The sequence below is a fragment of the Edaphobacter lichenicola genome (assembly GCF_014201315.1).
Taxonomy (GTDB): Bacteria; Acidobacteriota; Terriglobia; order Terriglobales; family Acidobacteriaceae; genus Edaphobacter; species Edaphobacter lichenicola_B.
Window position 1 is genome coordinate 237,788 of record NZ_JACHDY010000004.1, and the last position, 25,922, is coordinate 263,709.

General features: G+C 59.8%; 23 protein-coding genes and 1 tRNA gene. 14 read left to right on the forward strand and 10 right to left on the reverse strand.

The features are described from left to right. The first annotated feature begins 81 nt into the window (after positions 1–81). Both trpS and HDF09_RS14505 read left to right on the forward strand, forming a co-directional pair. Positions 82–1,203, forward strand: coding sequence for a tryptophan--tRNA ligase (trpS, locus tag HDF09_RS14500; RefSeq protein WP_183767547.1), 1,122 nt, complete (start codon positions 82–84; stop codon positions 1,201–1,203). Positions 1,204–1,208: 5 nt separating this feature from the next. Then, a complete protein-coding gene (locus HDF09_RS14505) occupies positions 1,209–2,282 on the forward strand; it encodes a segregation and condensation protein A (RefSeq protein ID WP_183767557.1) in 1,074 nt (357 codons plus the stop codon). Positions 2,283–2,478: 196 nt separating this feature from the next. Here the strand turns inward: HDF09_RS14505 and HDF09_RS14510 are convergent, their stop codons facing one another. Beyond that, positions 2,479–3,099, reverse strand: coding sequence for a PEP-CTERM sorting domain-containing protein (locus tag HDF09_RS14510; protein ID WP_183767559.1), 621 nt, complete (start codon positions 3,097–3,099; stop codon positions 2,479–2,481). A 406-nt stretch (positions 3,100–3,505) separates the two neighbouring features. Between HDF09_RS14510 and HDF09_RS14515 the strand changes: the two genes are divergently transcribed. From HDF09_RS14515 to HDF09_RS14530, 4 genes are all read left to right on the forward strand, one after another. Next, positions 3,506–5,110, forward strand: a complete 1,605-nt coding sequence (locus HDF09_RS14515; RefSeq protein ID WP_183767561.1) for an inorganic phosphate transporter — start codon at positions 3,506–3,508, stop codon at positions 5,108–5,110. Positions 5,111–5,302: 192 nt separating this feature from the next. Next, on the forward strand, positions 5,303–6,676 hold the full coding sequence (scpB, locus tag HDF09_RS14520) for an SMC-Scp complex subunit ScpB (protein ID WP_183767563.1): 1,374 nt from the start codon (positions 5,303–5,305) through the stop codon (positions 6,674–6,676). Between the two features lie 6 nt (positions 6,677–6,682). Continuing rightward, positions 6,683–6,865, forward strand: a complete 183-nt coding sequence (locus HDF09_RS14525) for a hypothetical protein (RefSeq protein ID WP_183767565.1) — start codon at positions 6,683–6,685, stop codon at positions 6,863–6,865. A 74-nt stretch (positions 6,866–6,939) separates the two neighbouring features. Next, positions 6,940–7,533, forward strand: coding sequence for a hypothetical protein (locus HDF09_RS14530; protein WP_183767567.1), 594 nt, complete (start codon positions 6,940–6,942; stop codon positions 7,531–7,533). 15 nt (positions 7,534–7,548) lie between these two features. Here HDF09_RS14530 and HDF09_RS14535 read toward each other — a convergent pair whose 3' ends face one another. After that, complete coding sequence (locus HDF09_RS14535) at positions 7,549–8,154, reverse strand: PEP-CTERM sorting domain-containing protein (RefSeq protein ID WP_183767569.1); 606 nt, start codon at positions 8,152–8,154, stop codon at positions 7,549–7,551. A 388-nt stretch (positions 8,155–8,542) separates the two neighbouring features. Here HDF09_RS14535 and HDF09_RS14540 point away from each other — a divergent pair, with 388 nt between their 5' ends. The 3 genes from HDF09_RS14540 (at position 8,543) to msrA (ending at position 11,488) form a co-directional block, all read left to right on the forward strand. Next, complete coding sequence (locus HDF09_RS14540; protein ID WP_311719671.1) at positions 8,543–9,676, forward strand: acyltransferase family protein; 1,134 nt, start codon at positions 8,543–8,545, stop codon at positions 9,674–9,676. Between the two features lie 159 nt (positions 9,677–9,835). Next, a complete protein-coding gene (locus tag HDF09_RS14545) occupies positions 9,836–10,789 on the forward strand; it encodes a pseudouridine synthase (protein WP_183767573.1) in 954 nt (317 codons plus the stop codon). Between the two features lie 222 nt (positions 10,790–11,011). Continuing rightward, positions 11,012–11,488, forward strand: a complete 477-nt coding sequence (gene msrA, locus HDF09_RS14550) for a peptide-methionine (S)-S-oxide reductase MsrA (protein ID WP_311719588.1) — start codon at positions 11,012–11,014, stop codon at positions 11,486–11,488. An 86-nt stretch (positions 11,489–11,574) separates the two neighbouring features. On the opposite strand, the gene HDF09_RS14555 is transcribed toward msrA, so the two are convergent. Continuing rightward, the gene (locus HDF09_RS14555) at positions 11,575–14,100 is read right to left on the reverse strand and encodes an ABC transporter permease (RefSeq protein WP_183767577.1); all 2,526 of its coding nucleotides are present in this window, start codon (positions 14,098–14,100) and stop codon (positions 11,575–11,577) included. 778 nt (positions 14,101–14,878) lie between these two features. Between HDF09_RS14555 and HDF09_RS14560 the strand changes: the two genes are divergently transcribed. The 4 genes from HDF09_RS14560 to HDF09_RS14575 all read left to right on the forward strand — a co-directional run bounded on the left by HDF09_RS14560 (position 14,879) and on the right by HDF09_RS14575 (position 20,905). After that, positions 14,879–16,150, forward strand: a complete 1,272-nt coding sequence (locus HDF09_RS14560) for an epoxide hydrolase family protein (protein ID WP_183767579.1) — start codon at positions 14,879–14,881, stop codon at positions 16,148–16,150. A 530-nt stretch (positions 16,151–16,680) separates the two neighbouring features. Beyond that, on the forward strand, positions 16,681–18,213 hold the full coding sequence (locus HDF09_RS14565) for a DEAD/DEAH box helicase (protein WP_183767581.1): 1,533 nt from the start codon (positions 16,681–16,683) through the stop codon (positions 18,211–18,213). Positions 18,214–18,565: 352 nt separating this feature from the next. Then, positions 18,566–20,218 carry an ABC-F family ATP-binding cassette domain-containing protein gene (locus HDF09_RS14570; protein WP_183767583.1) on the forward strand — a complete coding sequence of 551 codons (1,653 nt, stop codon included), beginning with the start codon at positions 18,566–18,568 and terminating at the stop codon, positions 20,216–20,218. 285 nt (positions 20,219–20,503) lie between these two features. Beyond that, positions 20,504–20,905, forward strand: coding sequence for a DUF2237 family protein (locus tag HDF09_RS14575; RefSeq protein ID WP_183767585.1), 402 nt, complete (start codon positions 20,504–20,506; stop codon positions 20,903–20,905). Positions 20,906–20,911: 6 nt separating this feature from the next. Here HDF09_RS14575 and HDF09_RS14580 read toward each other — a convergent pair whose 3' ends face one another. Together HDF09_RS14580 and HDF09_RS14585 are read right to left on the reverse strand one after the other, a co-directional pair. Further along, positions 20,912–21,127 (reverse strand): hypothetical protein, encoded by a 216-nt coding sequence (locus HDF09_RS14580; protein ID WP_183767587.1) that lies wholly within the window; start codon positions 21,125–21,127, stop codon positions 20,912–20,914. A 30-nt stretch (positions 21,128–21,157) separates the two neighbouring features. Then, positions 21,158–21,234: transfer RNA gene (locus HDF09_RS14585), tRNA-Arg, on the reverse strand. A 123-nt stretch (positions 21,235–21,357) separates the two neighbouring features. On the opposite strand from HDF09_RS14585, the gene HDF09_RS14590 reads away from it, so the two are divergent. Beyond that, positions 21,358–21,930: a DUF2911 domain-containing protein gene (locus HDF09_RS14590; protein ID WP_183767589.1), complete on the forward strand. Its 573-nt coding sequence runs from the start codon at positions 21,358–21,360 to the stop codon at positions 21,928–21,930. A 67-nt stretch (positions 21,931–21,997) separates the two neighbouring features. Here HDF09_RS14590 and HDF09_RS14595 read toward each other — a convergent pair whose 3' ends face one another. From HDF09_RS14595 to gcvH, 5 genes are read right to left on the reverse strand one after another with little or no spacing between them, the layout of a single operon-like run. Beyond that, the gene (locus HDF09_RS14595) at positions 21,998–22,279 is read right to left on the reverse strand and encodes a hypothetical protein (protein WP_183767591.1); all 282 of its coding nucleotides are present in this window, start codon (positions 22,277–22,279) and stop codon (positions 21,998–22,000) included. A 1-nt stretch (position 22,280) separates the two neighbouring features. Next, on the reverse strand, positions 22,281–23,828 hold the full coding sequence (gene gcvPB / locus HDF09_RS14600) for an aminomethyl-transferring glycine dehydrogenase subunit GcvPB (protein ID WP_183767593.1): 1,548 nt from the start codon (positions 23,826–23,828) through the stop codon (positions 22,281–22,283). Between the two features lie 2 nt (positions 23,829–23,830). Then, positions 23,831–24,175 (reverse strand): hypothetical protein, encoded by a 345-nt coding sequence (locus HDF09_RS14605; RefSeq protein ID WP_183767595.1) that lies wholly within the window; start codon positions 24,173–24,175, stop codon positions 23,831–23,833. Between the two features lie 2 nt (positions 24,176–24,177). Then, a complete protein-coding gene (gcvPA, locus tag HDF09_RS14610) occupies positions 24,178–25,521 on the reverse strand; it encodes an aminomethyl-transferring glycine dehydrogenase subunit GcvPA (protein WP_183767597.1) in 1,344 nt (447 codons plus the stop codon). 3 nt (positions 25,522–25,524) lie between these two features. After that, positions 25,525–25,914, reverse strand: a complete 390-nt coding sequence (gcvH, locus tag HDF09_RS14615) for a glycine cleavage system protein GcvH (RefSeq protein WP_183767599.1) — start codon at positions 25,912–25,914, stop codon at positions 25,525–25,527. Between the last annotated feature and the right edge of the window lie 8 nt (positions 25,915–25,922).

Genomic DNA, 25,922 nt, shown 5'->3' on the forward strand with positions numbered 1-25,922 from the left:
CAACTCATCGAAACTCCAGACGAACACATTGCGCCGCCACATTATCCGGCCCGAATCATTTACCCTTAGCTCTTGATCGCAATGACTGAAAAAACCAACGACTCCCTGACATCTTTACAGCCATCTTCACGTCCCCGCGTCCTCAGCGGCATGCGGCCCACCGGTCGTCTCCACCTCGGCAACTACATGGGCGCGCTCTACAACTGGGTTCAGCTCCAGCGCCAGTACGATTGCTACTTCTTCATCGCCGACCTCCACGCCCTTACCACCGACTACGCCGACCCCACCACCCTCCGCCAGAGCATCCGCGACGTGGCCCTGGACTTTCTGTCCGCTGGTCTTGACCCGGAGGAGTGCACCATCTTCATCCAGTCGCACGTTCCCCAGCACGCAGAGCTCTTCACCCTCTTCAGCATGTTCACGCCGCTGCCCTGGCTCGAGCGCGTCCCCACCTACAAAGACCAGCAGGAGCAGCTCCGCGAGAAGGACCTGAACACCTACGGCTTCCTCGGCTATCCTCTGCTCCAGTCCGCGGACATCCTCCTCTACCAGCCCGACTACGTCCCCGTCGGACAGGATCAGGTCGCTCACGTCGAGCTGACCCGCGAGGTCGCCCGCCGCTTCAACGCCCTCTACTGCTCGCAGCCAACTCCCGCCATCGAGAAGGCTCGCGAAGACCGCTCCGACAGGGAGATTCTCGCCGCTGAGCTCTCCGCCAATACCGTCGTAAACGGCATCCTGCCCGAGCCAAAGGTTTTGCTGACGCCCTCGCCCAAGCTCCCCGGTCTCGACGGCCGCAAGATGTCCAAGAGCTACGGCAACACCATCATGCTCTCCGAGCCTGAGGCCGACCTCCGCGCCAAGCTGAAGACCATGGTCACCGACCCGGCGCGCATCCGCCGCACCGACCCCGGCAATCCAGACATCTGTCCCGTCTTCGATCTGCACAAAGTCTTTTCCACTGAAGAGACCCAGCAGAAGGTCCGCGAGGGCTGCACGACCGCGGGCATCGGCTGCATCGAGTGCAAGGGCTGGGTTGCAGATGCGATCGTCCGCGAGATCGCCCCGATCCAGGAGCGCCGACGCGCCCTCGAAGCTGACCCCGGCCAGGTCGACGCCATCTTATGGGATGGCTCCGCCCGCGCCCGCCAACGCGCCATCCAGACCCTGCAGCACGTCCGGCAGGCTATCGGCCTGGAGTAACCGCCATGCCCGACGAAACCCTACCTCACGAATCAAACCCCGACGCGGCCAACGCCGAAGAGAGGGCGGTGCCCGCTGTGGAAGGCGATGCCTCTGAAGCCGTCGCCGCTGCGCCGGTCGAACTGTCGTCGGAGGTCTCGTCCGAACTCGCGCCGGAGGAGACCCCTCCTGCTTCCGAGGCCGCTGAGCCCTTCGCTCTCCAGCATCCGCCTGTCCCCTCCCCGGCGCCCGATCCAAAGCGCGTCGCCAGGGACAAGGACAAGGAAAAAGAGGAGGCCTCGCAGTCGCCCTTCTCCGTCACCGTCGGCCAGGTCTACGACGGTCCGCTCGATCTCCTCCTCGACCTGATCCGCAAGCAGAATATCGACATCTACGACATCCCCATCGCGCGCATCACCAGCCAGTTTCTCGAGTACACCTATCACCTCAAACAGGTCGACGTCGACTCTGCGGGCGAGTTTATCTACATGGCCTCGCTGCTGATCCACATCAAGTCGAAGACGCTGCTGCCCCGCGATCCCTCGGACGTGCTCAGCGGCGACCCGGAAGACCCGCGCCGCGAGCTGGTCGAACGTCTCCTCGAACACGAGCGCTTCAAAGCCGCAGCCCAGATGCTCTTGCAGAAGCAGCAGATCGAAGAGGCCACCTGGACCAACTCCGGCCTCAAAAACTTCCGCCGCGACATTGGAGAGGCTGGCGCTCCCACCCTTGACGAAGACCGCGAGATCGACGCCGACACCGTTGACCTCGTCCGCGTCTTTCAGGACATCCTCCTCCGTCTGCGCGAGCGCCCCATCCTCAACGTCGATGAGGAGTCGGTCACCGTCGCGCAGATGATCGACTACGTCAAACGCCGTCTGTTGATGGAAGACAAGCCGATCAGCCTCAAGCGCCTGCTCCACAACACCCACACCGAGCGCGCGCTCATCTGCATGTTCCTGGCAATGCTCGAACTGGTGCGTCTGCAGGCTGTGCTGCTTCATCAGCCGGCCCTTCAAGGCGACATCCTCATCAAGAAGACCGAAAACTTCGACCAGGTCTTCACCGATCAGGCTCAGGCCCGGGACGACTGGCGCTAAGGCTATTCGTCCTGCCGGACGGGCGCCCTGCGCGGGCCGCGGTCACTTCGTGACGTGTGTACCGGTCTTGATGGAACGAACGCCGTGGGCTCTCCCGTTGGTCGGAAAGGAAGATGGCTCGCGACCAACGGGAGCGCCAACCGAAGGGGTATACAAGTCACGAAGTGACCGCGGCCCGCGCAGGGCGCACTTGCGCCTAGCGATTCGCCCGGCGGCGAACAGCAGCGGTGAACCATAACAGACCCGTCCCTACCAGCAACAGGCTTCCCGGCTCGGGAATCGGCGAAACCGCAGGACCAGGGGGATCCATCGCCTCGAAGATCTCCTCACCCGCCCCATCGGTCCAGGCAAGGTCCCCCACCGAGTTGAGAAATATCTGGTCAGCCGAACCATTACTGAGAAATTGGAGATTGTCTCCCGACCCAATGTAGGTACCGTTTTTGTTGCCATTCGGGTTGAACACCGACCCCAGTCCAACCACGCCCTGATTGCAGACCTTCTTCAACGCGTTGAAGCCCGTCGGGGTCGAGCTGCACGGAGTCCCGTCGTCATAGACAAGGTCCGGAGCAGACGAACTGGCCGTCCCTGCCACGCCATCGACATAGGTCACGTAACAGGTAAAGCTGGCAAAGCCGCACCCGTAGCTCTGGGAGATCACCACATCGCCGGCGGTGTCCATGCCAACGAGGTTCCGGCCATTGGCAGTGCCCAGATCAAGGATGGTGTACGAATTCGCGGCTGCCGGTTTTGGACAGACAAAGAGAGCGGCGGCGAGGAGAGCGACCGAGGCACTAAGCCAGTGTGCAGGACGTTTCATGAAAGGACCCTCGAAAAGCTGAATTATAGTATCGGTCTTTGGATGCGGCGACGAACGATAGTTGTAGCTCCACGCCTCTGCTAAAAGCGGGTCTACCGCCGTTTGGAGGGAATAGTGCAGATCGCAGAGATTACGTTACACCCTCGCAGTGATGGCCTGCCGCCGGGGGAACGATCGGACCTGCGGTCTGGGGAGCGATCGGCTGCTCTTATCCAAGCTGGCACCGCACTGCAAACTCTTGCAAACAATCGGTAATCGGCTCATTCCGCACCCCGCTCGTCTCTACCGGGCCACTGGTTTTAGCGAGGTCAAAAGAACTTATGTTTCACATCCCTGTAACACTCCATTCGCATACCGGGCCTATCGTCACCTCACGCACTCATCTTGAATCCTAGGCGAATCTATTATGGCTACTCCTGTAATCCCCCCCACTGGCTCATTACTAGACCAGAAGATGGGAAAGTCGTCCCCCGGCAAGATCGGCGGCATTATCTTCGGCATCCTGCTGATCGGCGGTCTGGGCTACATCGCCAACCGCCTCTACTCCGATCTTCTCCCCGTCCATGAAAGCTCAGTCTTTCCCTTTATTCTGCTGGGTCTGGCGCTGTTCATCGCGCTCGGGTTCGAGTTCGTCAACGGCTTCCACGACACTGCCAACGCGGTCGCGACGGTCATCTACACCCACGCGCTTGAGCCCCACGTCGCAGTGGTCTGGTCCGGGCTCTGGAACTTCATCGGCGTGCTTACCAGCTCCGGCGCCGTGGCCTTCGCGATCATCTCCCTGCTGCCCGTCGAGCTGATCCTGAAGGTGAGCAAAGGTTCGGGTTTTGCGATGGTCTTCGCGCTGCTCATCGCGGCCATCCTCTGGAACCTCGCCACCTGGTGGAAGGGGCTGCCGGCGTCGAGCTCTCACACCATGATCGGCTCGATCATCGGGGTCGGTGTCGCAAACCAGCTGATGCACGGCACCAGTGGTGTCAGCGGCGTCGACTGGGAGCAGGTCACCAAGGTTTTCAAGGCGCTGCTCATCTCTCCGCTGGTCGGCTTCGGCTGCGCGGCTCTGGTCTTCCTGCTGCTGAAGGCGCTTTTGAAGGATCCGCGCCTCTACGAGGCTCCGAAGGGAACAGAACCCCCGCCCTTCTACATCCGCGCGCTGCTGGTGCTCACCTGCACCGGCGTCAGCTTCGCCCATGGCTCCAACGACGGCCAGAAGGGCATGGGCCTCATCATGCTCATCCTGGTGGGAACGGTTCCGACCGCCTACGCGCTGAACCACACCGTCGGCGTCAATGAGGTCCAGACCTTCGCGGCGGTCTCGCAGCAGGTGATGGGTGCAATCGGAAACTATGTCGATCCGAACACCACGGTGGGCGACAGCGGCCCCGAACTCGAGTCCTTCGTCAGCACCCACAAGTTCACCCCGCACACCATGCTTGCCCTGCAGGAGATGGTCGGCGACATCCGCAACGAGGCCACCCAGTACAAGTCTCTCGGCGCGGTGCCGTCAAACATGCAGGCCAACGTTCGCAACCAGATGTATCTCACCAGTGAGACGCTCCGCCTGATGCCGAAGTACGGCCCCAAGGTGAGCGACGGCGACCAGAAGATCTTCAAGAACTACAAGGGCCTGCTGGACAGGTCGACTAAGTTCATCCCGCCGTGGGTGAAGGTCGCGGTCGCCCTCGCGCTCGGTCTCGGAACCATGATCGGCTGGAAGCGCATCGTGGTCACCGTCGGCGAAAAGATCGGCAAGACTCACCTGACCTACGCACAGGGGCTCTCCGCCGAACTGGTCGCAATGCTCACCATTCTTGCCGCCGACCAGTACGGCCTGCCGGTAAGCACAACGCACGTGCTCTCCTCAGGCGTCGCCGGCACCATGGCCGCGAACAAGAGCGGCCTGCAGATGTCCACCCTGCGCGACATCGCCCTGGCCTGGGTCTTCACCCTCCCGGTCGCGGCGCTGCTCTCGGGCTGCCTCTTCTGGGTCTTCAATATGCTTACGAAATAACTCCTTAGAAAGCGCGGCACAGAGAGGTCCGCGAAGCAGCGGGCCTTCTCGTTTACTGGCCGCTCACACCCGCTCGCAGTAGCCCTCGAATCGCCTGCAACTCCGGCCACGCAGTCTTTTACAACGACTTATCCGCGTCGCAGGGAGGAGGAGCCTTCGCGTTGGTATGCTTAGAAGTACACCAACGAGACTATGAGCCTTAAAGCAAAGATCGAAGCCGTCATCTACGCCTCAGAAGAACCAGTAACGCTGGCCCAGCTGGCCGGCCTCCTCGGCCACGAAGCCCAGGCCGAGCTGGACCACCTCGACTCCGCGCAGCACTCCCTGGCGCTCGACGACGCAGCCGGCTCCTTGGACGAAGACGATCTCAACACGGAGGTCCTCGGCCCCGTCTCGCACCAGGCCGAGCCTCACGCCCAGGCCGAGCCTCACACTCAAGCAGAGCCGCACGCCGAAGCGCAGCCGCAGGAAGACGAGTTCAACGCACGTCACGCCGAAGAGCTCCACCGCCACCTGCACGAGGCTGCCGCACTGGAAGCAGCCCATGCCCGCGCCCTTCGCGAGCACGCCGCCGCCGATGCCGCCGCCATGAGCACGGCTGACGATCTCGAAGCCGACTTCGAAGCCGACGCCAAAGCCGACCGCGAAGCTCCAGCCCAGCCCGGCCACCCCGCCGAGTCAGCCGCAGAGTACGCCTCACAGGTCTCCGAAGCATCCGCCGCAACTGAGCAGGGAAGCGACTCCCCTGCCGAACCCGCGCCCGCGGATAAGGACGAGAAGAAGCTTGCCCGCGAAGCCAGGGAGAAGGAGCGCCGCCTCCGCGAATACTTTCGCACCATCCTCGACCAGCTCATCGCCGACTACGCCACCTCCGAGCGCGGCCTCGAGATCCGCGAGGTCGCCGGTGGCTACCGCTTCGCCACCAAACCCGAGTACCACGACGCCGTCCGTGGCTTCGTCAAGAGCCTCAAGCCACCCCTGAAGCTCTCTCTCCAGGCCCTTGAAACCCTCGCCGTCGTCGCCTACAAGCAGCCCGTCACCGCCCCCGAGGTCTCCGAGATTCGCGGCGTCGACTCCGGCGGCGTCCTCGGCTCGCTGATGACCCGCAAGCTCGTCGCCACCGCCGGCCGCAAGCAGGTCATCGGCCGACCCATTCTCTACAAGACCACCCGCGATTTTCTCCTCCGCTTCGGCCTCAAAGACATCAACGAGCTTCCCAGCATCGAAGAGTTTGAGAAGATGGCCGGCGAGCTGGCCGAGCAGGAGGAGATCCCCATGGAGCACCACGCACCCGAGTCCGCAAGCGACCTCGAACGGGAGAAGAACCAGACCGAGCCTCAGGCTGACGGCGACAGCAACGGAAGTAACGACAGCGGCGGAAGTAACGACAGCAGCGGAAGCGAAACTACCGGCGGCGAGACGGCAGCCGACGAAGCCATCGTAGACGGCCGGCTCTCCGGTCTACCGCCGAACTACGACACCGACCAGGTCGTCGACGGCGAAGACTCTCCCGCCCTCGACGCCGAGATTCAAAGCGAGCAGCGCCACGACTCCGAGGAGGGCTGATGACCTATGACCCCTGCCAATCTCGACCCCGAACCCGATCCGCGCGACTCTCCCGACAGCCCGGAAGATAACGAGCCCGACACCCTGGCCACACCCGAGGGTGACGCCGAAGACCTGCCCGACGCTCCCCTCAAGCCAGCTCCCGCCGGTATGCAGCGCATCCGGCCGATCGACACCAGCAAGCGCTAACCAGCGAAGAAAACAGCCGAGCCCTACTCGCCGGACACGAACCCTCTGGTACGCTGTTGCTGTTGATCGCCCTGATGACCACAACACCCACGCAACCCAATCCCGACCTCTACTCGCACGTCAAAGTCGTCATCTCGATCATCGTCGGCCTCGGGATCACGACTCTGCTCAAAGGCTTCGCGCAGTTTGTCCAGCATCCCAAACGCGCCAAAGCCTCCCTCCTGCATCTCGGCTGGGCTGCATCGCTTCTGCTCTGGATCATTCACTTCTGGTGGTGGGAGTTTCGTCTTGCCATGGTGCAGCAGTGGACCTTCGCGATCTACTTCTTCGTTATCCTCTACGCGATCCTCTTCTACTTCCTCAGCACTCTGCTCTTCCCGTCGGACCTGAACGACTACACCGGCTACGAAGACTACTTCCTCTCACGACGCGAATGGTTCTTCGGCTTTCTCGCCGCCACCTTCCTTGCCGACATCATCGACACCAGCCTCAAGGGCACTGCGTATCTCCACTCCTTCGGCCTCGAGTACCCCATTCGAATCGCCGCTTATCTTGTCCTCTGCGTCATCGCGATGATCACAAAAAATCGCCGCACGCAGCTCACGCTACTGGCCTTGTCGATCCTCTATCAGATCTCCTACATCATCCGTCTCTACGCCACAGAGTAGCCGACAACATCGCGCTCAAGCCCGCAGCCGCCGACGCGCCAGTGCCAGCAGCCCTGCAACCCCGGAGCCCAGCAGAACAAGGCTGGATGGCTCAGGAACCACGGCCTCGTTGATCGTGATGTTGTCGATGTTCAGCCCGATGCCCTCTCCCACCACGTCAGGAAAGACGACCGCATCGATATTGGACCAGTTCAAGGTGAGCAACCCGTCGGCATTGATATCTGCAGTGTTGCCCTGATGCACCAGGACGCCGTTTCTGTATCCATAAAACTCAACGCTTGGATCGAGCCCGATCTCCATGCTGTTCAGCGTAAACGCTGCGCCGGACGTGGAATAAAACTCCGGAGTAAAGATCGAGTAGGGAAGCGAATAGGGATAAGGAGCGGGCTCAAAGGGATAGTCTCCGCCATAGATGTACTCGGTTCCCGGAATGACCATCTCGTTTTGATCCAGTTGGCCGAAGATATAAAACTCATAAAAATTCAGCGGCCCGGCCGAATCGAGAACGATCGGTTGCATATTGTTTGCCAGCCCCGCGAAGGTGATCGTCTCTGCGGAACCGAATCGGCTGGCGAGCAACAGCACGGACAGAACAGCGAGGATGCGAAAGACTCTCGTCATATTCTTCTCCTTTTCTGAAGCGAACCAGACGCCAGGACAAAGTGCCGCAAAGTAAGAACGAGTGCCCAGATATTTTTTTGAAGTCTCAGACTTTGCAATCGCAACTTCGAAATCGCAACCTTGAAATAGTGAGACGCGACCAATCAAACTTGCGACCAATTTGTAAGCCCGGAAAAATCGAAAGAAGACGCTAACTCGTACTGCGCCAACTACATCGTTTCTGTGCCACCGAAACCCGACAGGCTGGATCTACGCCACCGAGGAAAAGCCCGTCCACGCAGCTCGTTACGTACTGAGTAGTGCGTCAGCTATAGTTTTATAGAGTCAATCAATTTACCAGGACCCTCCCCTGTCTACTTCGTTCAAGGCCCAGCCCTCTCGCCAGCACATCAACAGTCTCGATGGCCTGCGAGGGTGCGCCTTCCTCATGGTCTTTTGCTATCACTACGGCATGACTGCTCACACGGAGGCCCACTGGGTCAACTACTTCATGCTGGTCACCACGGGCCTATGGTCAGGCGTCGACCTCTTCTTCGTTCTCTCCGGCTTTCTGATCACCGGCATCCTCCTCGACACCCGCGACAGCCAGAACTACTTCCGCAACTTCTACGCGCGCCGCGCCCTGCGAATCTTTCCTCTCTTCTACGGTGTTCTCTTCCTGTTGCTTGCTTTGACGCCGTTACTGCATCTGCAGTGGCGGCTGGGGCATCTGGCGTTGTTCTTCTATGCGAGCAACATCGCCGGTCACATCGATCCTTCTCTGAACGATCTGCGGCCCGCCGTCGATCTGGTGCATCTCTGGTCGCTGGCCGTCGAAGAACAGTTCTATCTCATCTGGCCCATGGTCGTGCTCTGGGTGCGTGACCGCCGCAGCCTGATTCGTGTCTGTCTGGGTACGATCTCGTTCTCCCTCCTGCTGCGATGCTTTCTGCTTTGGCGATTTCCGGGTGCGGTCTATGAGTGGTGCTACGGCGAGCTGCCCACACACTGCGACGGCCTGCTGTGCGGGGCCATCGTGGCAGCGCTCATCCGGAGCGTAGATCTCACGACGCTCATCCGGCGGTCCCGCATTCTCTTTCTCGTATCGTTGCTTGGAATCGCATCCCTCGCCATTCACTACGACGGGTTCGGATATCACAGCCCGGTATTGACCATCCTGGTTTACCCTCTGCTCGCTGTCATGTTCTCCTGCATCCTTCTTCGAACCTTGCAGCCCGGGACATTCTTCTCCCGCCTGGGCAGCCTCGGAGTTCTTCGTTTCTTCGGAAAGTACAGCTACGGAATGTACGTCTATCACCTGCTTTTTTTCCCTCTGGTCGGCACTTTGCTTCCACCCTTGCAGCGGCTGCTCCATTCAAGGACATGGGGCGGCGTCGTCTACGTCTTCGTTGTGCTTGGTTTAACCACGATCGTATCGGTTCTCAGCTATCAGCTTTACGAGCGCCATTGGCTCCGGCTGAAGTCACGCTTCAGTTACGTCAGACCAGCGACCAGATCCGCCGACTTGGCGACCCACTCCTGATCGACGCATGTCTCTCGCACACTTGAATCTTCGCCCAATCCAAAAACAAGCGATAATACAAAACAGGGAGAATACAAGGATTGACAGTCTCTGTCGATGGCATCCTCCGCACCACCCCGACCGCGATGAGCAGCCCCGCAGTCAGAAAGCCGGAAACACATGACGAAGTCCCCCTCCGCCCCAAAGCCCGACGCCAACGAAGAACCCAAAGGCGACCGCCTCCAGAAGATCCTCGCGCAGGCCGGAATCGCCAGCCGCCGCAAAGCCGAGGAGATCATCCTCGAAGGCCGCGTGCAGGTCAACGGCGTCATCGTCAACACCCTCGGCACCCGCCACGATGCACTCAAAGATCACATCCGCGTAGACGGCAAGCTCCTCCACGGCCCCGAGCAGCAGCGTTACTACATGCTCAACAAGCCGCGCGGCTACGTCACCACCCTCGACGACCCCGAGAAGCGCCCCACCGTCATGCAGCTCATGGCGAAGCAGAAGTCCGGCCCCCACGGCGACAACGTGCGCCTTTACCCTGTCGGCCGCCTCGACTATCTCAGCGAAGGCCTCATCCTGATGACCAACGACGGTAACCTCGCCAACGCGCTCTCAAAGGCCGCAGCCGGAGTGGAGAAAACTTACCTCGTCAAGATCAGCGGCACACCCACCGCGTCAGGCCTCGACCAGATCCGTCGCGGCATCATGATCGACCGCGGCCGTCTCGACGAGGTTCGCAGCGGCCGTCGCGATCGCATCATCACCTCGCCCGCCAAAGTCGAACTCGTTCGCGGCGGCGACAACCCCTGGTTCGAGCTCACCCTCATCGAAGGCCGCAATCGTCAGATCAGAAAGATGTTCGAGGAGATCGGCCACCACGTCGAAAAGATCCGCCGCATCGGTTATGGTGCACTTCGTCTCGACGTCCCGCCAGGCGAGTTCCGCGAGCTTACACTCGGCGAAGTGATGGCACTCGACCGCGCAGCGAAGGGCAAGAAGGTCGTCCCCAAAAAGAAGACACCGGAGTTTGCGCAGCTAAAATCTCCCGCGAAGAAAAAGTTTACAAAGCCCCGCCGACAACCCACCGGCACCAAATCCGCAAGTCGTCCGCGCCGTCCAAATTAGTCTGTTGTCCATCCGACGTTCACTCCTTCGTAACCACATTCAGAGAACGTTTGTCTAACGAAGTACCTGCTTGGTACCCCCGTTTTTCTACGACCTTTGATCGCTTGACACACCTCTCTCGACACGCTCAGAATACTCGCGCTATTAACCTTTCGGGTGATGACAATCGCAACCCGAAAGCATCCAATGAGTGCAGCAAGGATGTAGTCAAGGAGCAGCAGAGTGGCAATGGAAAAAGCAACATTTGGAGCAGGATGTTTTTGGGGAGTTGAGACCCGTTTTGGCGAGATCACAGGTGTTATCGACACAACCGTAGGATACGAAGGCGGCGATCTCGAACACCCAACCTATAAAGAAGTCTGTACTGACCGCACCGGCCATGCGGAGGTTGTCGAAGTCACCTTCGATCCATCCCGCGTCTCTTACGAAACACTGTTGGACGCCTTCTTCGCTCTCCACGATCCCACCCAGCTTAATCGCCAGGGTCCGGACTGGGGCACACAGTATCGCAGCGTTATCTTCACCCACACCAACGAGCAGTTCGCCCAGGCCCGCGCCAAGATCGCCGAGCTAAGCGCCGCCGGCTCTTATCGCAAACCCATCGCAACCCAGGTCGTTCCTGCCACCACGTTCTGGAAGGCCGAAGAGTATCACCAGAGGTATCTCGAAAAGCGTGGCATGGTGAGCTGCCACATCTAACCTCATCCCAACTCAATCAAAAACGGCGGCAACGATTCCATGTATTCGTTGCCGCCGTTTTCTATCTCCGGCAAAGCCAGAGAAACTTATTCCGCACGCAGCGCAGTCGTCGGGTGGACCGAAGACGCACGTCGCGCCGGCACAATCGCCGCAACCACAGCGACTACGGCAATCAACAAAATCACGCCGGCCAGCGTCAGCGGATCTGCCGATGAGACTCCAAAGAGCTGACTCCGCAGCAACCGCGCCAGCAGCACCGAGCAGGGAATCGCCAGCACAATCCCAATCCCGGCCAGACGCAGCACATCGGCCAGCACCAGCCGCGATACTCCCAGCCGCGTTGACCCAAGCGCGATGCGAATGCCAATCTCCCGCGTGCGCTGCGTCGTCGAGAACGCAAGCACACCATACAGACCAACCCCCGCGAGCATCGTCGCCAGCAGGCCAAACGAGATCGCCAGCAGCTCGATCATCCGTTCATTCCCGAGCGTCGTATCAATCTGTTCGTCCATCGTTCTCAGCTCATCCACTGCGAGGCCAGGATCAATCTGTTTCATCGCCTGCCGCACCATCGCGAAGCTCTGCTCCGGTCGCGTCGCCGTGCGGAGATACAGATAGAGCTGGTCCGCACTCTTTGCCTGCTTCATTGGAGAAAACAGTGTCGGACTGGCCGCATCCCGCAAGTTCCCATGCTTCGCGTCTCGCGTCACACCGACGATGGTCATATATTCTCCCTGCTTGCCGTCTCCACCCACGACGCGCCTTCCCACTGCTGCAGCGGGAGTGGTGAAGTAGTGCTTTGCGAAGGTCTCATTCACAATCCCTACCAGCGGATGCGCCGCATCATCGTCCTCGCTGAAGCTGCGTCCGGCAAGCACCGACTCCTGCATCGCATGGAAGAAGTTCGCACTCACATAAGGGATCTCGATCCGGAAGTCCTCATCCGGCGGCGCAGTGAAGCCCTCTACCGTCACGTCTCCGCTATGCCCCGTATCGGCTAGCTCTGCATCATTGGTCGCGCCCACAGCCTGCACCCCAGGCAGCGCCGCCATCGTCTCCAGAATCTGTTGGTGCAGCGCAGGAATCTTCTCCTTCGCATAGCCGGACAGCAGAGGATTGACGTGAAATGTAATCAGGTGCGACGTGTTGATTCCCGTGTCGACGTGCCGCAGGTTCTGCATCGTGCGCACAAACAGCCCGGAGCCCACCAGCAGCAGAACGCTGAGGCCCACCTGCAGAGAGACGACCAGACTCCGAAAGTTCAGTGTGCCACCGGATGCCGTCGTCGTCTGCTGCTTCAGCGAGTTCACGATATCCGGTCTCAACAACTGCACCGCAGGCGCGAGGCTGAACAGAACACTCACCGCAACGGCGATCGCGAAGTTGAAGGCCAGCAACCGTGCATCCAGCGTCGTCGAAAACGCGGTGGGGCCGTCCGTACTCAGCCGCTGCACCAGCACACGCAGGCACAGAGGCGCGATTAACAACCCAGCCATCCCTCCAACGATGCCGATCAGCACACCTTCCAGCAAGAGTTGCTGCACCACACGCCGCGCACTCGCACCCAGGGCATAGCGCAGCGAGAACTCCCGCACTCGCGCCGCCGAACGCACCAGCAGCAGACTCGCCACATTCACCGCGGCGATCAGGAGCACAAGAAACGCCATCCCCATCACCGCGTACAAAGGCTTTTCGAGCGACTCCCGGCTATACGACAGCCCACGCGAACCAGGCGCAACCAGCAGCCGACTCCGGGTCAGGTACTCGTCAACGAAGCGCTGGGGTTGCGACCCAAGCGCCTTCAACTCCTCCGCGCGCAGCGCATGCCATAGCGGCGCGATCGCCATCTGCGCATGTTGCGGCGTCTCTCCCGGCTTCAAACGCCCGACGATATTCATCCATCGGTCGGTATGGTCCTCGAGTCTCTTCCCCTTGCCCGGAGCCACCACATCCAGCATCGACATCGGAACGAAGAGGTCCGGCACCTGCCCCCACACCGCACTCTGAAATTCCGGCGCCGCCACCCCTGCAATGACAAACGGCGCACCGTTAATCGAAATCGTCTCCCCTGCAACATTCGCATCCGATCCCATATGGGTCTGCCAGTAGGCATAGCTCAGCACTGCGACCGGATTGCCTCCCGGCACCGTATCGTCGCTCGCCGTCAGCAGTCGCCCCTGCGCGGCCTTCACTCCGAGCACGCTGAAGTAGTTCCCGCTGACAACCTCCCCATCCACCAGCTCCGAGACCCTGTTCTGGGTAACGTCCCGCGTAATCCCCACTGACGTCGGAGCGGTCGCAATCAGCCCGTCGAACACCGCCGTTCCCTTGTCGCGCAGATCCCTGTACATCGGGTACGAAAACGATTGCTCCACCCCGCCGCCATGATTGCTCGAATGACCCTCCCACGCCTTCCCGGTACCGCTTAAAACCACCAGTTGCTCCGGCGAGCGTACCGGCAGCGACCGCAACAGCGCCTGGTCCAGCAGCGAGAAGATAGCCGTATTCGCACCGACCCCCAGCGCGAGTGTCAGCACAGCGGTCACCATAAACCCCGGCGACCGGCGGATCTGGCGAAGCGAAAAACGAAGGTCTTGCAAGAAGGAGTTCATCTCTGCCTTTTCCCCGATAACGGGTGACGCTGCTTGAGCGGGATTGCAGTTAAGCAATTAAACGAATTGCAGTTAAACTGCCAATCCCATGCACGCCCAACCCATTACAAATAAAAGGGTCGCTGCCCCCACCCTGCTCCAAAGCTGTTCATCCGCGGAACCGCCTGTTCATTTGCGGACGCGATTCAACGAGCTCAGTGGCCATTGTTCATAGGTAGTGGGTCAATTTGAAATCCGGGGCAACCAAGTTACCTATAACCCCGTTTTTCGGGAACTTCGTTCATCAGTTCACGCTAAGCCCTGCGACAAATGGTAAGGAATACGTGCACGACTCAGCCAATCCCTTACGTTCTGTCCGAGTTGAATTACTTCGAAAGGCTCACCCAGGTGGCGTCAATAGAAATTCATCGTCAGATGGCTTGACTTCATCGCGACAATGTCATTTCATTATTGCCACAAGGGGATCGTGTCTCGTCGCGACCCCACTAATCCAAGGTATCGATCGACACCTTCATCTAATGGAACCGGTCTCCTTTTTCCTGGCTCAGGCTCAAAAAAATACTCCCCGACCGACGGCCCCTGATTCGCTCAATTTAACAAAAACGACGGCAAACCTGCCGACGAGGTAGTGCTCAAAAACCTGCCTTTCCGGCCACGAGGCGGTCAAAGCTCGCGGACTTGGTCTTCACCCGTTACTCACGTTGATACCGAGAAGAAGACCACACACAAATCAACCGCAGCACAAACCAGGAATTCGAACTACTGAAAAGGAGACGATATGACCCAAACCAGTGCTACACCACAAGGCAGCAAGCTGCCAGCTGACAAGGACGCGATTCGTCCGTTTCAGGTGAGTGTTCCGGAAGCGGAACTCACCGAATTGCGCAGCCGCATCAACGCGACAAAGTGGCCTGAACGAGAAACGGTTACCGACGCAACGCAAGGCGTGCAGCTGGCGACGGTCCAGGCGCTCGCGCGCTATTGGGCGACAGAGTATGACTGGCGCAAGATCGAGGCAAAAATGAACGCACTGCCGCAGTTCATTACCGAGATCGATGGACTGGACATTCATTTCATACATGTGCGCTCGAAGCATGAGAATGCGTTGCCGCTGATCGTTACGCACGGATGGCCCGGCTCGATCATCGAACAGATAAAGATCATCGATTCGCTGACCAATCCCACCGCACACGGCGGAGATGCATCCGATGCGTTCCACCTGGTGATCCCGTCAATGCCGGGCTACGGATACTCAGGCAAACCGACCACCACCGGGTGGGACGTTGACCACATCGCGCGTGCCTGGGTCGTGCTGATGAAGTGCCTAGGATACACGAAATTCGTGGCGCAAGGCGGCGATTGGGGCGCGGTCATCGTCGATCAAATGGGCGTGCAGGCGCCTCCGGAGTTGCTCGGAATTCACACCAACATGCCTGGCATCTTTCCAGTCGACATTGACCAGGCGGCTTTTTCCGGGGCGCCGGCGCCATCGGGCCTCTCAGCCGATGAGAAGATCGCTTACGAACGTTTGCAGTTCGTATATCAAAAAGGAATCGGCTACGGGTTCCAGATGGGGCTGCGACCGCAGACACTATACGGAATCGTGGATTCACCCGTCGGCCTGGCAGCTTATTTCCTTGATCACGACGCGCGCAGCTACGAGCTGATCTCACGCGTCTTTGCGGGAGAGTCCGAAGGCCTCACGCGCGACGACATCCTCGACAACATCACGATCACATGGTTGACGAACACGGCACTTTCTGGCGCCCGTCTCTATTGGGAGAATTGGGGCAAACTAGGGTATTTCAATGCCAAAGGCGTCTCCATCCCGGTTGCCGTGAGCGTCTTCCCTGACGAGCTCTATCCAGCCCCGCGGAGCTGGGCAGAGCAGGCGTATCCTAAACTTATCCACTACAACAAGGTTGAGAAAGGCGGACACTTTGCGGCCTGGGAACAGCCACAACTCTTTTCCGAAGAGGTGCGCGCGGGCTTCAGATCGCTGCGGTCAGGCGTGGCGAAGTCGGAAGTGAACTTCGCTAAAGCTAGCTAACTGTTCGCAAAAGCAGCAGGAGAGATTCGAGGGTAGAAGCTCTCCTGTTTCGACTCCGGTGATATCAACCAGCTTCACACCTGGACCAAACTCAAAGAATGCATAATCGCAATCGAACCAATTTCCCGAAAAGTCGGGTTTTCGGCAACCTCAGTCATTCACTCCAAAACTGACCCACTACCCCTAGCACAGCCTCAATCGTCAATCGCACTGCGACTGTGGTATGCTTATTTTGTACTCTGACTAAAAGGAGTACGGGCATCGCAGGCAAAGACTCTTCATGGACTTCAGAGTTTGGCCAGAGACTGCGATTCGCCTCTTCCCACCGCATACCTTCCCGCAAGCCGGAAGTCGCGCTGGTTGCTCTGGCTGGAAGGCTCGTCAACGGACGAGTCTCGCCGTGCAGCAGCAGCGCTTCGATTCCCGACAGCAATGCTGACTAATTGAAATCCATGATGCCACGATGGCATCCCTGCACCCTTATGCGCTTTACAACGCCCTCTTATTCGGGCCATCAGACAGGAAAAACTTTGAACTTCGCAACTCTAGACGCAACCGAACAGAACGACCAGATCGTTCGCAACCAGCAGCACTCCGCTCCCGAAGCCAACACCGCCGTCGCGAATCCCGCAGGCCTTCCTCTCGTTGAGGACGTTCGCTTCACCGACTTTAACATCTCGGACTCGCTCAAGACCCGCCTCACCAACGCGGGCTTCACCATGCCAACGCCCGTCCAGGCCAAGGCCATCCCGCCCGCGCTCGAAGGCAACGACATCCTCGCCACCGCCTCCACCGGCACCGGCAAGACCCTCAGCTTCCTCATCCCGATGATCCAGCGCATGGACGCGAACTCGGTCCCCAGCACCAAGGGCAAGCGCGGTCCCATCCGTTCCCTCATCCTGCTGCCGACGCGCGAGCTCGCCATGCAGGTCCTCGAGGCCTACTGGAAGCTCGTCCCCGGCTCGAAGAGCGACGCTGTGCTCGTCTGCGGCGGCCTCTCCGAGAACAACCAGCTCGATCAGCTCGACCGCGGACCCCGTCTCGTCGTCGCCACCCCTGGCCGCCTCGAAGACTTCCTCCGCCGCCGCGAGATCAACATCAACTCCGTCGAGATGCTCGTCCTTGACGAAGTCGATCGCATGCTCGACATGGGCTTCCTTCCCGCAATTCGCCGCATCGTCGGCGCGCTGCCGAAGACACGCCAGACCATGTGCTACTCCGCGACCCTCGACGCGAACATCCGCGAGATCGTTCGCGACTACGTCAACAAGCCCGTCCGCATCGAGATCGGCCAGACCTCAAAGCCGTCCGACCGCGTAGAACTCCGTGTCTACACCGTCATGCAGGACCAGAAGCTCGGCCTGCTCGACCAGATGCTGCGCCAGGAAGAGGGCACCTTCCTCGTCTTCTCGCGCACCAAGCACGGCGCCGACCGCATCTCGAAGAAGCTCGAGAAGCTCGGTCACGATGCCGACGTCATCCACGGCGACCGCAGCCAGTCCCAGCGCACCGCCGCTCTCAAGGGCTTTGCCACCGGCCGTCATCGCGTCCTCGTCGCCACCGACGTTGCCGCCCGTGGCATCGACGTGCAGGACATCGCCCACGTCGTCAACTACGACCTGCCCAATGCTTCGGACGACTTCGTTCACCGCATTGGCCGCACCGGCCGCGCCGGCAAGAAGGGCGTTGCCACAACGTTCGTCATGCCCCAGGAGCGTCACGACGCCCGCAAGCTCGAGCGCGAACTGAAGATAAAGTTTGAGTGGCGCGAGGCCGATAAGAACCTTGAGAAGGAAGTCCGCAACGCACCCCTCGACACAACAGCTCAGGGACAGGACCTCATGCAGCTTGAAACCCGCTCCTGGAAGGGCAACGATCCCGTCACACCGATGACGACGCCCAACGCCAACTACGGCGGCAACAAGAGTGGCTTCCGCAGTCGCAACGGTGGCGGCGGCTTCTCCGGCGGACGCAACTCCGGTGGCCGTGGCCCCGGTGGTCGTCCCAGCAGCAACAGCCGCCCCGGCAGCAGCCGTTCCGGCCCAGCTCGCCGCGGTCAGTAACTCCCGGCACTCAGACACAAAGACGCTCCGCTCTGCCAGCCAACCAGCCGCAGAGTGGAGCGTTCGTCTTTCCTTTCGGGTAAAAGATTATGTCCTGCCGGACGGGCGCGCTACGCGCGGGGCGGTCACTTCGTGACGCGTGTACCTTTTCTTGCAGTGACGATCTATGGTGGTTCTCCCGTTGGTCGAAATCAATTTTCTCCCGATCAACGGGAGGACCATCCGAAGGGGTATACAAGTCACGAAGTGACCGCCGCCCGCGCAGGGCGCCCGTCCGGCAGGACAGATTCTGAATATTCACGCCCAAAACTCGAAAATTGCTGTACACCCCAGCTAAAATGAAAGTAATACCATGATCTCAGTATCCAACGTCACTATGCGCTATGGCTCGAAGCTCCTCTTCGAGGATGTTTCAGTCACCTTCACCACCGGCCGCCGCTACGGCCTCACCGGGCCCAACGGCGCCGGCAAATCCACCTTCATGAAGTGCCTCACCGGCGAGATCGACCCACAAAAGGGAACTGTCGTGAAGCCGAAAAAAATCGGCGTCCTCTCCCAGGACCAGTATGCCTTCGACGCCTACCGCGTCATCGACACCGTCATCATGGGCAACAAGGGTCTTTGGGCCGCCCTTGAAGAGCGCGAGATCATCTACGCCAAGCCCGAGATGACCGACGAAGACGGCTCCCGCCTCGGCGAACTCGAAGGCATCGTCGGCGACGAAGACGGCTACGAAGCCGAGTCCAACGCCGCCGTCCTCCTGCAAGGCCTCGATATCCCCGACGAGCTCCACGAGCGCAAGATGTCCGAGCTCCAGGGTGGCCAGAAGGTCCGTGTCCTCCTCGCGCAGGCCCTCTTCGGCAACCCGCAGGCGCTGCTCCTCGACGAGCCCACCAACTACCTCGACCTCGAGTCCATCCACTGGCTCCAGGACTTCCTCACCCGCTACAACGGCACCGTCATCACCATCTCGCACGACCGGCACTTCCTCAACAATGTCTGCACCCACATCGCCGACATCGACTACGAGACCATCATCACCTACAACGGCGGCTACGACGACATGGTCCTCCAGAAGACCAGCATCCGCACCCGCATCGAGAGTCAGAACGAACAGCGCGAAAAGAAGATCGCCCAGCTCAACGACTTCATCGCCCGCTTCTCCGCCGGTACCCGCTCCAGCCAGGTGAACTCCCGCAAGAAAGAAGTAGAGCGCCTCGCCACAAGCGAACTGGCCCGCTCCAACATCGCGCGCCCCTTCATCAGCTTCAAGATGGAGCGCCCCTCCGGCAAAAACGTCCTCGAGTTCGAGCAGGTCAACAAGTCCTACGTCCAGAAGGACGGCAAGACCGAGCACGTCATCAACAACTTCACCGCCTCGGTCACACGCGGCGACAAGGTCATCCTCATGGGCCGCAACGGCCAGGGCAAAACCACCCTCCTCAAGGCCTTGCTGGCCAATGGCCCCGGCATCGAAGAGCTTGGGTTTGAGGACAAGTCCGTCTCCATCGACTCCGGCTCCGTCAAATGGGGCCACGAGGTCTCCATCGGCTACTTCGCGCAGGACCACAAAGGCTCCATCCAACTCGGCATGACCGCCAGCGACTGGCTCCACCAGTTCGATCCGCAAGCCACCAAGGAAGACATTCGCGGCATCCTCGGCCAGATGCTCTTCAAGGGTGAAGAGGGCCTCAAGAAGACCGACGCTCTCTCCGGAGGCGAAGCCGCCCGTCTGCTCTTCTGCAAGATTATGCTGCAAAAGCCCAACGTCCTCGTCCTCGACGAGCCCACCAACCACCTGGACCTCGAGAGCATCAACGCCCTCAACCAGGCGATCCAGAAGTACGAAGGCACCGTCTTCCTCGTCACTCACGACCAGGATCTCATCGAAGAGGCTGGCACCCGAATCTGGCACTTCGAAGGTGGCCCTACCGACTTCCACATCACTGACCACAAGGGTCCGTACGAGGAGTATCAGCAGCAACTCGCCATCGCTGCAAAATAACTTGTCCTGCCGGACGGGCCCACTACGCGTGGGGCGGTCACTTCGTGACGCGTATACCGGTCCCGGCCGGATGAACCTCGACGGTTCTCCCGTTGGTCGAAATCAATCTCTTCCCCCGACCAACGGGAGGACCCGCCGAAGGGGTCCACAAGTCACGAAGTGACCGCGCGAATCGGGGTCCCCGCGAACAGGTCTTCGTTCGTGGGGTGACCAAGCGTAGCGGGCCCGTCCGGCAGGACATATCTTTCCCAAAAAAGTGGGATACTAGATCCGTATAGGAGCAGCATGCCCACCGTAGAACCCATCAAAAATCGCGGCAAAAATGTCCTCGGCCAACCCCTCGACATCTGCGGCTGCGAGCCCATGACCGGCTTCTACCGCACCGGCTGCTGCGAGACCGGCCCCGACGACCACGGCGTCCACACCATCTGCTGCGTCGTCGACGCGCCCTTCCTCGAAGCCTCCAAGGCCCTCGGCAACGACCTCAGCACACCCATGCCGCAGTTCGGCTTTGAAGGCCTCAAACCCGGCGACCGCTGGTGCGTCTGTGCCGCCCGCTGGCTGCAAGTCCAGCAAGCCGGAGCAGCCTGCCCCATCATCCTCGAAGCCACCCACGAGAACACGCTCAAGATCGTCCCCTTCGAACTCCTCATCCAATACGCCGTAATCCCCAGCCAACTCCACTAAGGTTTTTTAGCCAACACAAAGATTTTTAGCCGGCACGAAAAAATAGTTGGAAAACGTGGCGTATTTTTCCGCCTCCGCGAAGACGGGGTTAAAACACCACATCAGCCACATATCCCACCACGTTTTCACCACCCAAAAACCATACCGAAACACCTCTTTCTCCCCCAACCCCATCCAAAAACAGCCGTAAAACGACAAAACCACCGGAGAACTGGCGGTCAATAATTTTTCATCGAAAATGGGAAGAAAAGATGGTGCGCCCGAGAAGATTCGAACTTCTGACCTACAGCTTCGGAGGCTGCCGCTCTATCCAGCTGAGCTACGGGCGCATACCTCTAGCCTAGCACGATCGCCCCCGGTTGACAGCCCGCGGCCGTCCGGTTGAGCATCATCTCCAGCACCGAAAAGCCTTCCCAACCGCAGCCCAGCGCCCCACGAAAGAGAGACCAAGAATGCATTTCCGCTCCCTAGCCCTAGCCGTCTGTTGCACTCTCCTCACCACTGCAACCACGCTCCAGATCAACGCTCAGAGCGGAGGCGTCAAGATGGACAGCGCCCAGCCCTCAGCCAAGCCACTCGCCAGCCCAGCCGCCACCGCCGAGGTCAGCCTCAACGGCAAGCAACTCACCATCAAATACAACTCCCCCCGCCTCAAGGGCCGCACCATCAGCACCACCATCGTCCCCTATGGCCAGGTCTGGCGCACCGGAGCCAACCCCGCCACCACTCTCATCACCGCGTCAAACCTGAAGATCGGCACCCTCGACGTCCCCGCCGGCACCTACACCCTATACACCCTGCCCAGCGCCACCCAATGGCTCCTCATCGTCAACAAGCAGACCGGCCAGTGGGGCACCGACTACTCCGAAGCCCAGGACCTCGGCCGCACGCCCATGACGAGCAAGACCCTTCCAGCATCGCAGGAGAATATGTCCATCTCCTTCGAGCACACCAGCGGAGCCGCCACCGAGCTCCACATCAAATGGGCCACCACCGACGAATACGTAACCGTCAAAGCAGAATAAGTCAGCCGAGTAAGTCACTTCAGCCAATCAAGGCCGACCGGAGAAGTCGAAGCACGAAGCAGAGACCCTACTTCGCCGCTTCCTTCTCCAGTTCGAGCCGATCCAGCCGCAACCGCTCCATCACCGAAGCCACCAGCTCCTTCGCTCCGTTCAAATTCATCAACACCGCCTGCAGATCCAGCGCCGGAACCGCAGGATTCCGCGTACTCGCGCAGTAGACCCCATGCTGCCCCACCAGGATCAGCGCATCGGTCAGCACATCCAGCGTCACCGCCAGCCGCCCACGCGCCTCTCCCAGCATGAACTCATACTTCTCCAGCTCATCCTGCCGATCGTAGAAGACGGACACGCTACCACTCCTTCGCGGCCGTATCGACCAGCAACGGCTCCGCAGCCACAGGAGCCTTCCAGCGCAGAATCGGCTTCCTCGCCGCCGTCGTCTCATCCAGTCGCTGCAGCCGCGTCGTATGCGGCGCCGTCTGCACCAGCTCAGGATTCTCCTCCGCCTCCTGCGCAATCTGCTTCAGCGCATCGATCAGCAAATCAAGCTCCTCGCGGCTCTCACTCTCGGTCGGCTCAATCATCATCGCGCCGTTGACCACCAGCGGGAACGAAACCGTATACGCATGGAAGCCATAGTCGATCAGGCGCTTGCCCATATCGCCCGTCTTCACGCCGTTCTTCGCCTGAATCTTGTCCGAGAACACAACCTCATGCAGCGACCGCGTCTTGTACGGCAGCTCGAACGTGCCCTCAAGCTTCGCGCGAATGTAGTTCGCATTCAGCACCGCATCTTCGGTGGTCTGCCGCAGTCCATCCGGCCCATTGGCCAGGATGTAGGCGAGCGCCCGCACAAACATCCCAAAGTTGCCATAGAACATCCGCACGCGCCCCACACTCTGCGGCCGGTTGTACTCCAGCCCAAGCGTTCCATCCGCCTTCGTCACCACGATCGGCGTAGGCAGAAACGGCTCCAGGATCTTCTTGCAGGCCACTGGCCCCGACCCCGGACCACCGCCACCATGCGGCGTAGAAAACGTCTTATGCAGATTCAAATGCATCACGTCCACACCGAAGTCGCCCGGCCGCGTCTTGCCCACCAAAGCGTTCATATTAGCGCCGTCCATGTACAACAGCGCGCCCTTCGCATGCAGAATATCGGCAATCTTATGAATGTCGCTCTCGAACACACCAATCGTCGAAGGATTCGTCAGCATCAGCGCAGCAGTGTCTTCATCGACCATCCGCTCCAACTCAGCCACGTCCACCATGCCCTGCGCATTCGACTTCAGGTTCGCAACCTCGTACCCGCACACCGCAGCAGTAGCAGGGTTCGTCCCATGCGCCGAGTCCGGAATCAGAATCTTCTTCCGCGGATTGCCTTTGCTCTCGTGGTAAGCCCGCACGAGCAGAATTCCCGTAAACTCACCATGCGCGCCCGCCGCCGGCTGCAGCGTAATCGCATCCATGCCGGTGATTTCGATCAACGCATCGGACAGCGTCTGCATAATGCCGAGGCACCCCTGCGACAGCGACTCCGGCTGATAAGGATGCGCCTCCGCGATCCCCTCCAGCCGCGCCACCGCCTCGTTCACGCGCGGGTTGTACTTCATCGTGCAGCTGCCCAGCGGATACATCCCCAGATCAATCGCATAGTTCCACGTCGAAAGCCGCGTGAAGTGCCGAATGATCTCGATCTCGCTCAGCTCCGGCATCACGCCTAGGTCCGTCCGCACGGCGTCGCCAAGCAGAGCAACCGAATCCACCGCCGGCACATCCAACTGCGCCAACCGATACGCCTTCTTCCCCGGCGAAGATTTCTCAAACATCAAATCTTCGTTCTGATTCGTGTGCGTCGTAGCCTTCTTCGGCGTCCCTACAAACTTCTCAACTGCCATAGTTAAAACTCCTGCGCATCCACTGCGCTTCCGGTCTCCGAGTAGCTCCCCGACTCCGGTCCATCCAAATCTTCTTCCCGCAAAGAAAGCCCAAACACGGTGCCGTTCTCAAACTCAATCGTCAGCGCGTCGCCTTCTTCGAGCGAAGCCTGCACAACCTTGTCGTTAATCTGCCCGCACAGTGCATTCCGATACTCCGGCTCTCCATAAGCCACCGAAAACTCCGGAAACAACACATGCGGCCACGCATGCAACGTCAGCAGAGGAGCCTCGAATCGAAGTTGCAGAAAGTCCTCCACAAACTCAACCGCCTTCAACTCCTCGCCAACAATCGCCGACACGTCCATCGCTAAGCCTTCTTGCCTGCAAGCGCTGCTGCAACCGCATCCATCTGCTTCCGCGTCGTCAACTCCGTCGCACACCACAAAGTAGCATTCGGCCCAAGCTCCGGATACCACTTCGCCAGCGGCAGACCACCGATGATCTTGTCTCCAAGCAGCGCAGCGTTCGTCTCATCAGCACTCTTCGGCAGCTCCAGCACAAACTCATGAAACCGCGGCGCACCATCAAACAAAACCTTCGCGCCAGCAGTAGCTCTAAGCACGCTCTCGAGATAAGCCGCCTTCGCCAGATTCTGCTCTGCCAGCTCCTTCATCCCCTGCTTGCCGTACACGCTCAGGAAGATTGTCGTCATCATCGCAACCAGCGCCTGATTCGTACAGATGTTCGAAGTCGCCTTCTCCCGCCGAATATGCTGCTCGCGAGTCGACAGCGTCAGCACAAACCCGCGCTTGCCATCCTTATCCTTCGTCTCGCCGATCAGCCTTCCCGGCATCTGCCGCAGAAACTTCTCCTTGCACGCAATCACGCCGCAGTAAGGCCCACCGTATCCCACCGCCACGCCATACGACTGCGCCTCCAGCGACACAATATCCGCCTCCGCCGGCGGACGCACAATCCCCAGCGACACCGCCTCCGCAATCGAAACGATCAGCAACGCACCCTTCGCATGAGCAATCTCCGCAATCGCCGCAACATCGTCAATCGTCCCGAAGAAGTTCGGCGACTGAATCAGCACGCAAGCCGTGTCCTTCGTGATCGCCGCATCCAACGCCGCAAGATCCACGCGCCCATTCGACGAATAGCCAACTTCAACCGTAGGAATCTCCTGATGCTGCGCATACGTCGCAATCACCTCGCGATACTCCGGATGCACCGTCCGCGCAATCACCGCGCCATCACGCCCGGTCACGCGCACCGCCATCATGATCGCCTCTGCCGCGCCGGTCGAACCGTCATACATCGACGCGTTCGCAATCTCCATCCCCGTCAGCTCGCAGATCATCGTCTGGAACTCGAACATCGCCTGCAGCGTTCCCTGCGAGATCTCTGGCTGATACGGCGTGTAGCTCGTCAGAAACTCACCACGCTGCACCAGCGAGTCGATAATCACCGGCCGATAGTGCCGATAAACTCCCGCGCCCAGAAAGCTCGAATAACCAACCGCATTATTCTCCGCAAACTCGCGAAAGCGATCCAGAATCTCCGACTCCCCATGCTGCCGTGGAATCTTCAGATCGCGCTTCAGTTGAAACTCTGCTGGAATCGTAGAAAACAGATCGTCGATCGACGCCACGCCAATCTCGGCAAGCATCTCCTCACGATCCACGGGGGACTTCGGTAGATAACGCATCTTTTAGTGTCCGGTCTCTTCGCTGGTAAATTTCTCGTAATCAGCCGCGGTCAAAAGCCCATCGACCTGCTTCGCATCCGCGAGCTCAACCTTCAACAGCCAGGTCGTATTCGCATCCGTGTTGATCTTCTCCGGAGCGTCCTTCAACTCTTCATTGATCGCCGTCACCTTGCCCGACACCGGCGCAAACAGATCCGACACCGCCTTCACCGACTCCACCGAACCGAAGCTCTTTGCCGCCTCAATCGTATCGCCCACCTTCGGCAGGTCGACAAACACAATGTCGCCCAGCGAGTTCTGCGCGTAGTCCGTGATGCCGACGGTTCCAATGTTGCCATCGACTTTTATCCACTCGTGTTCCTTCGTGTAGCGATAATCCGCAGGGTAAGCCATTCGTCGTT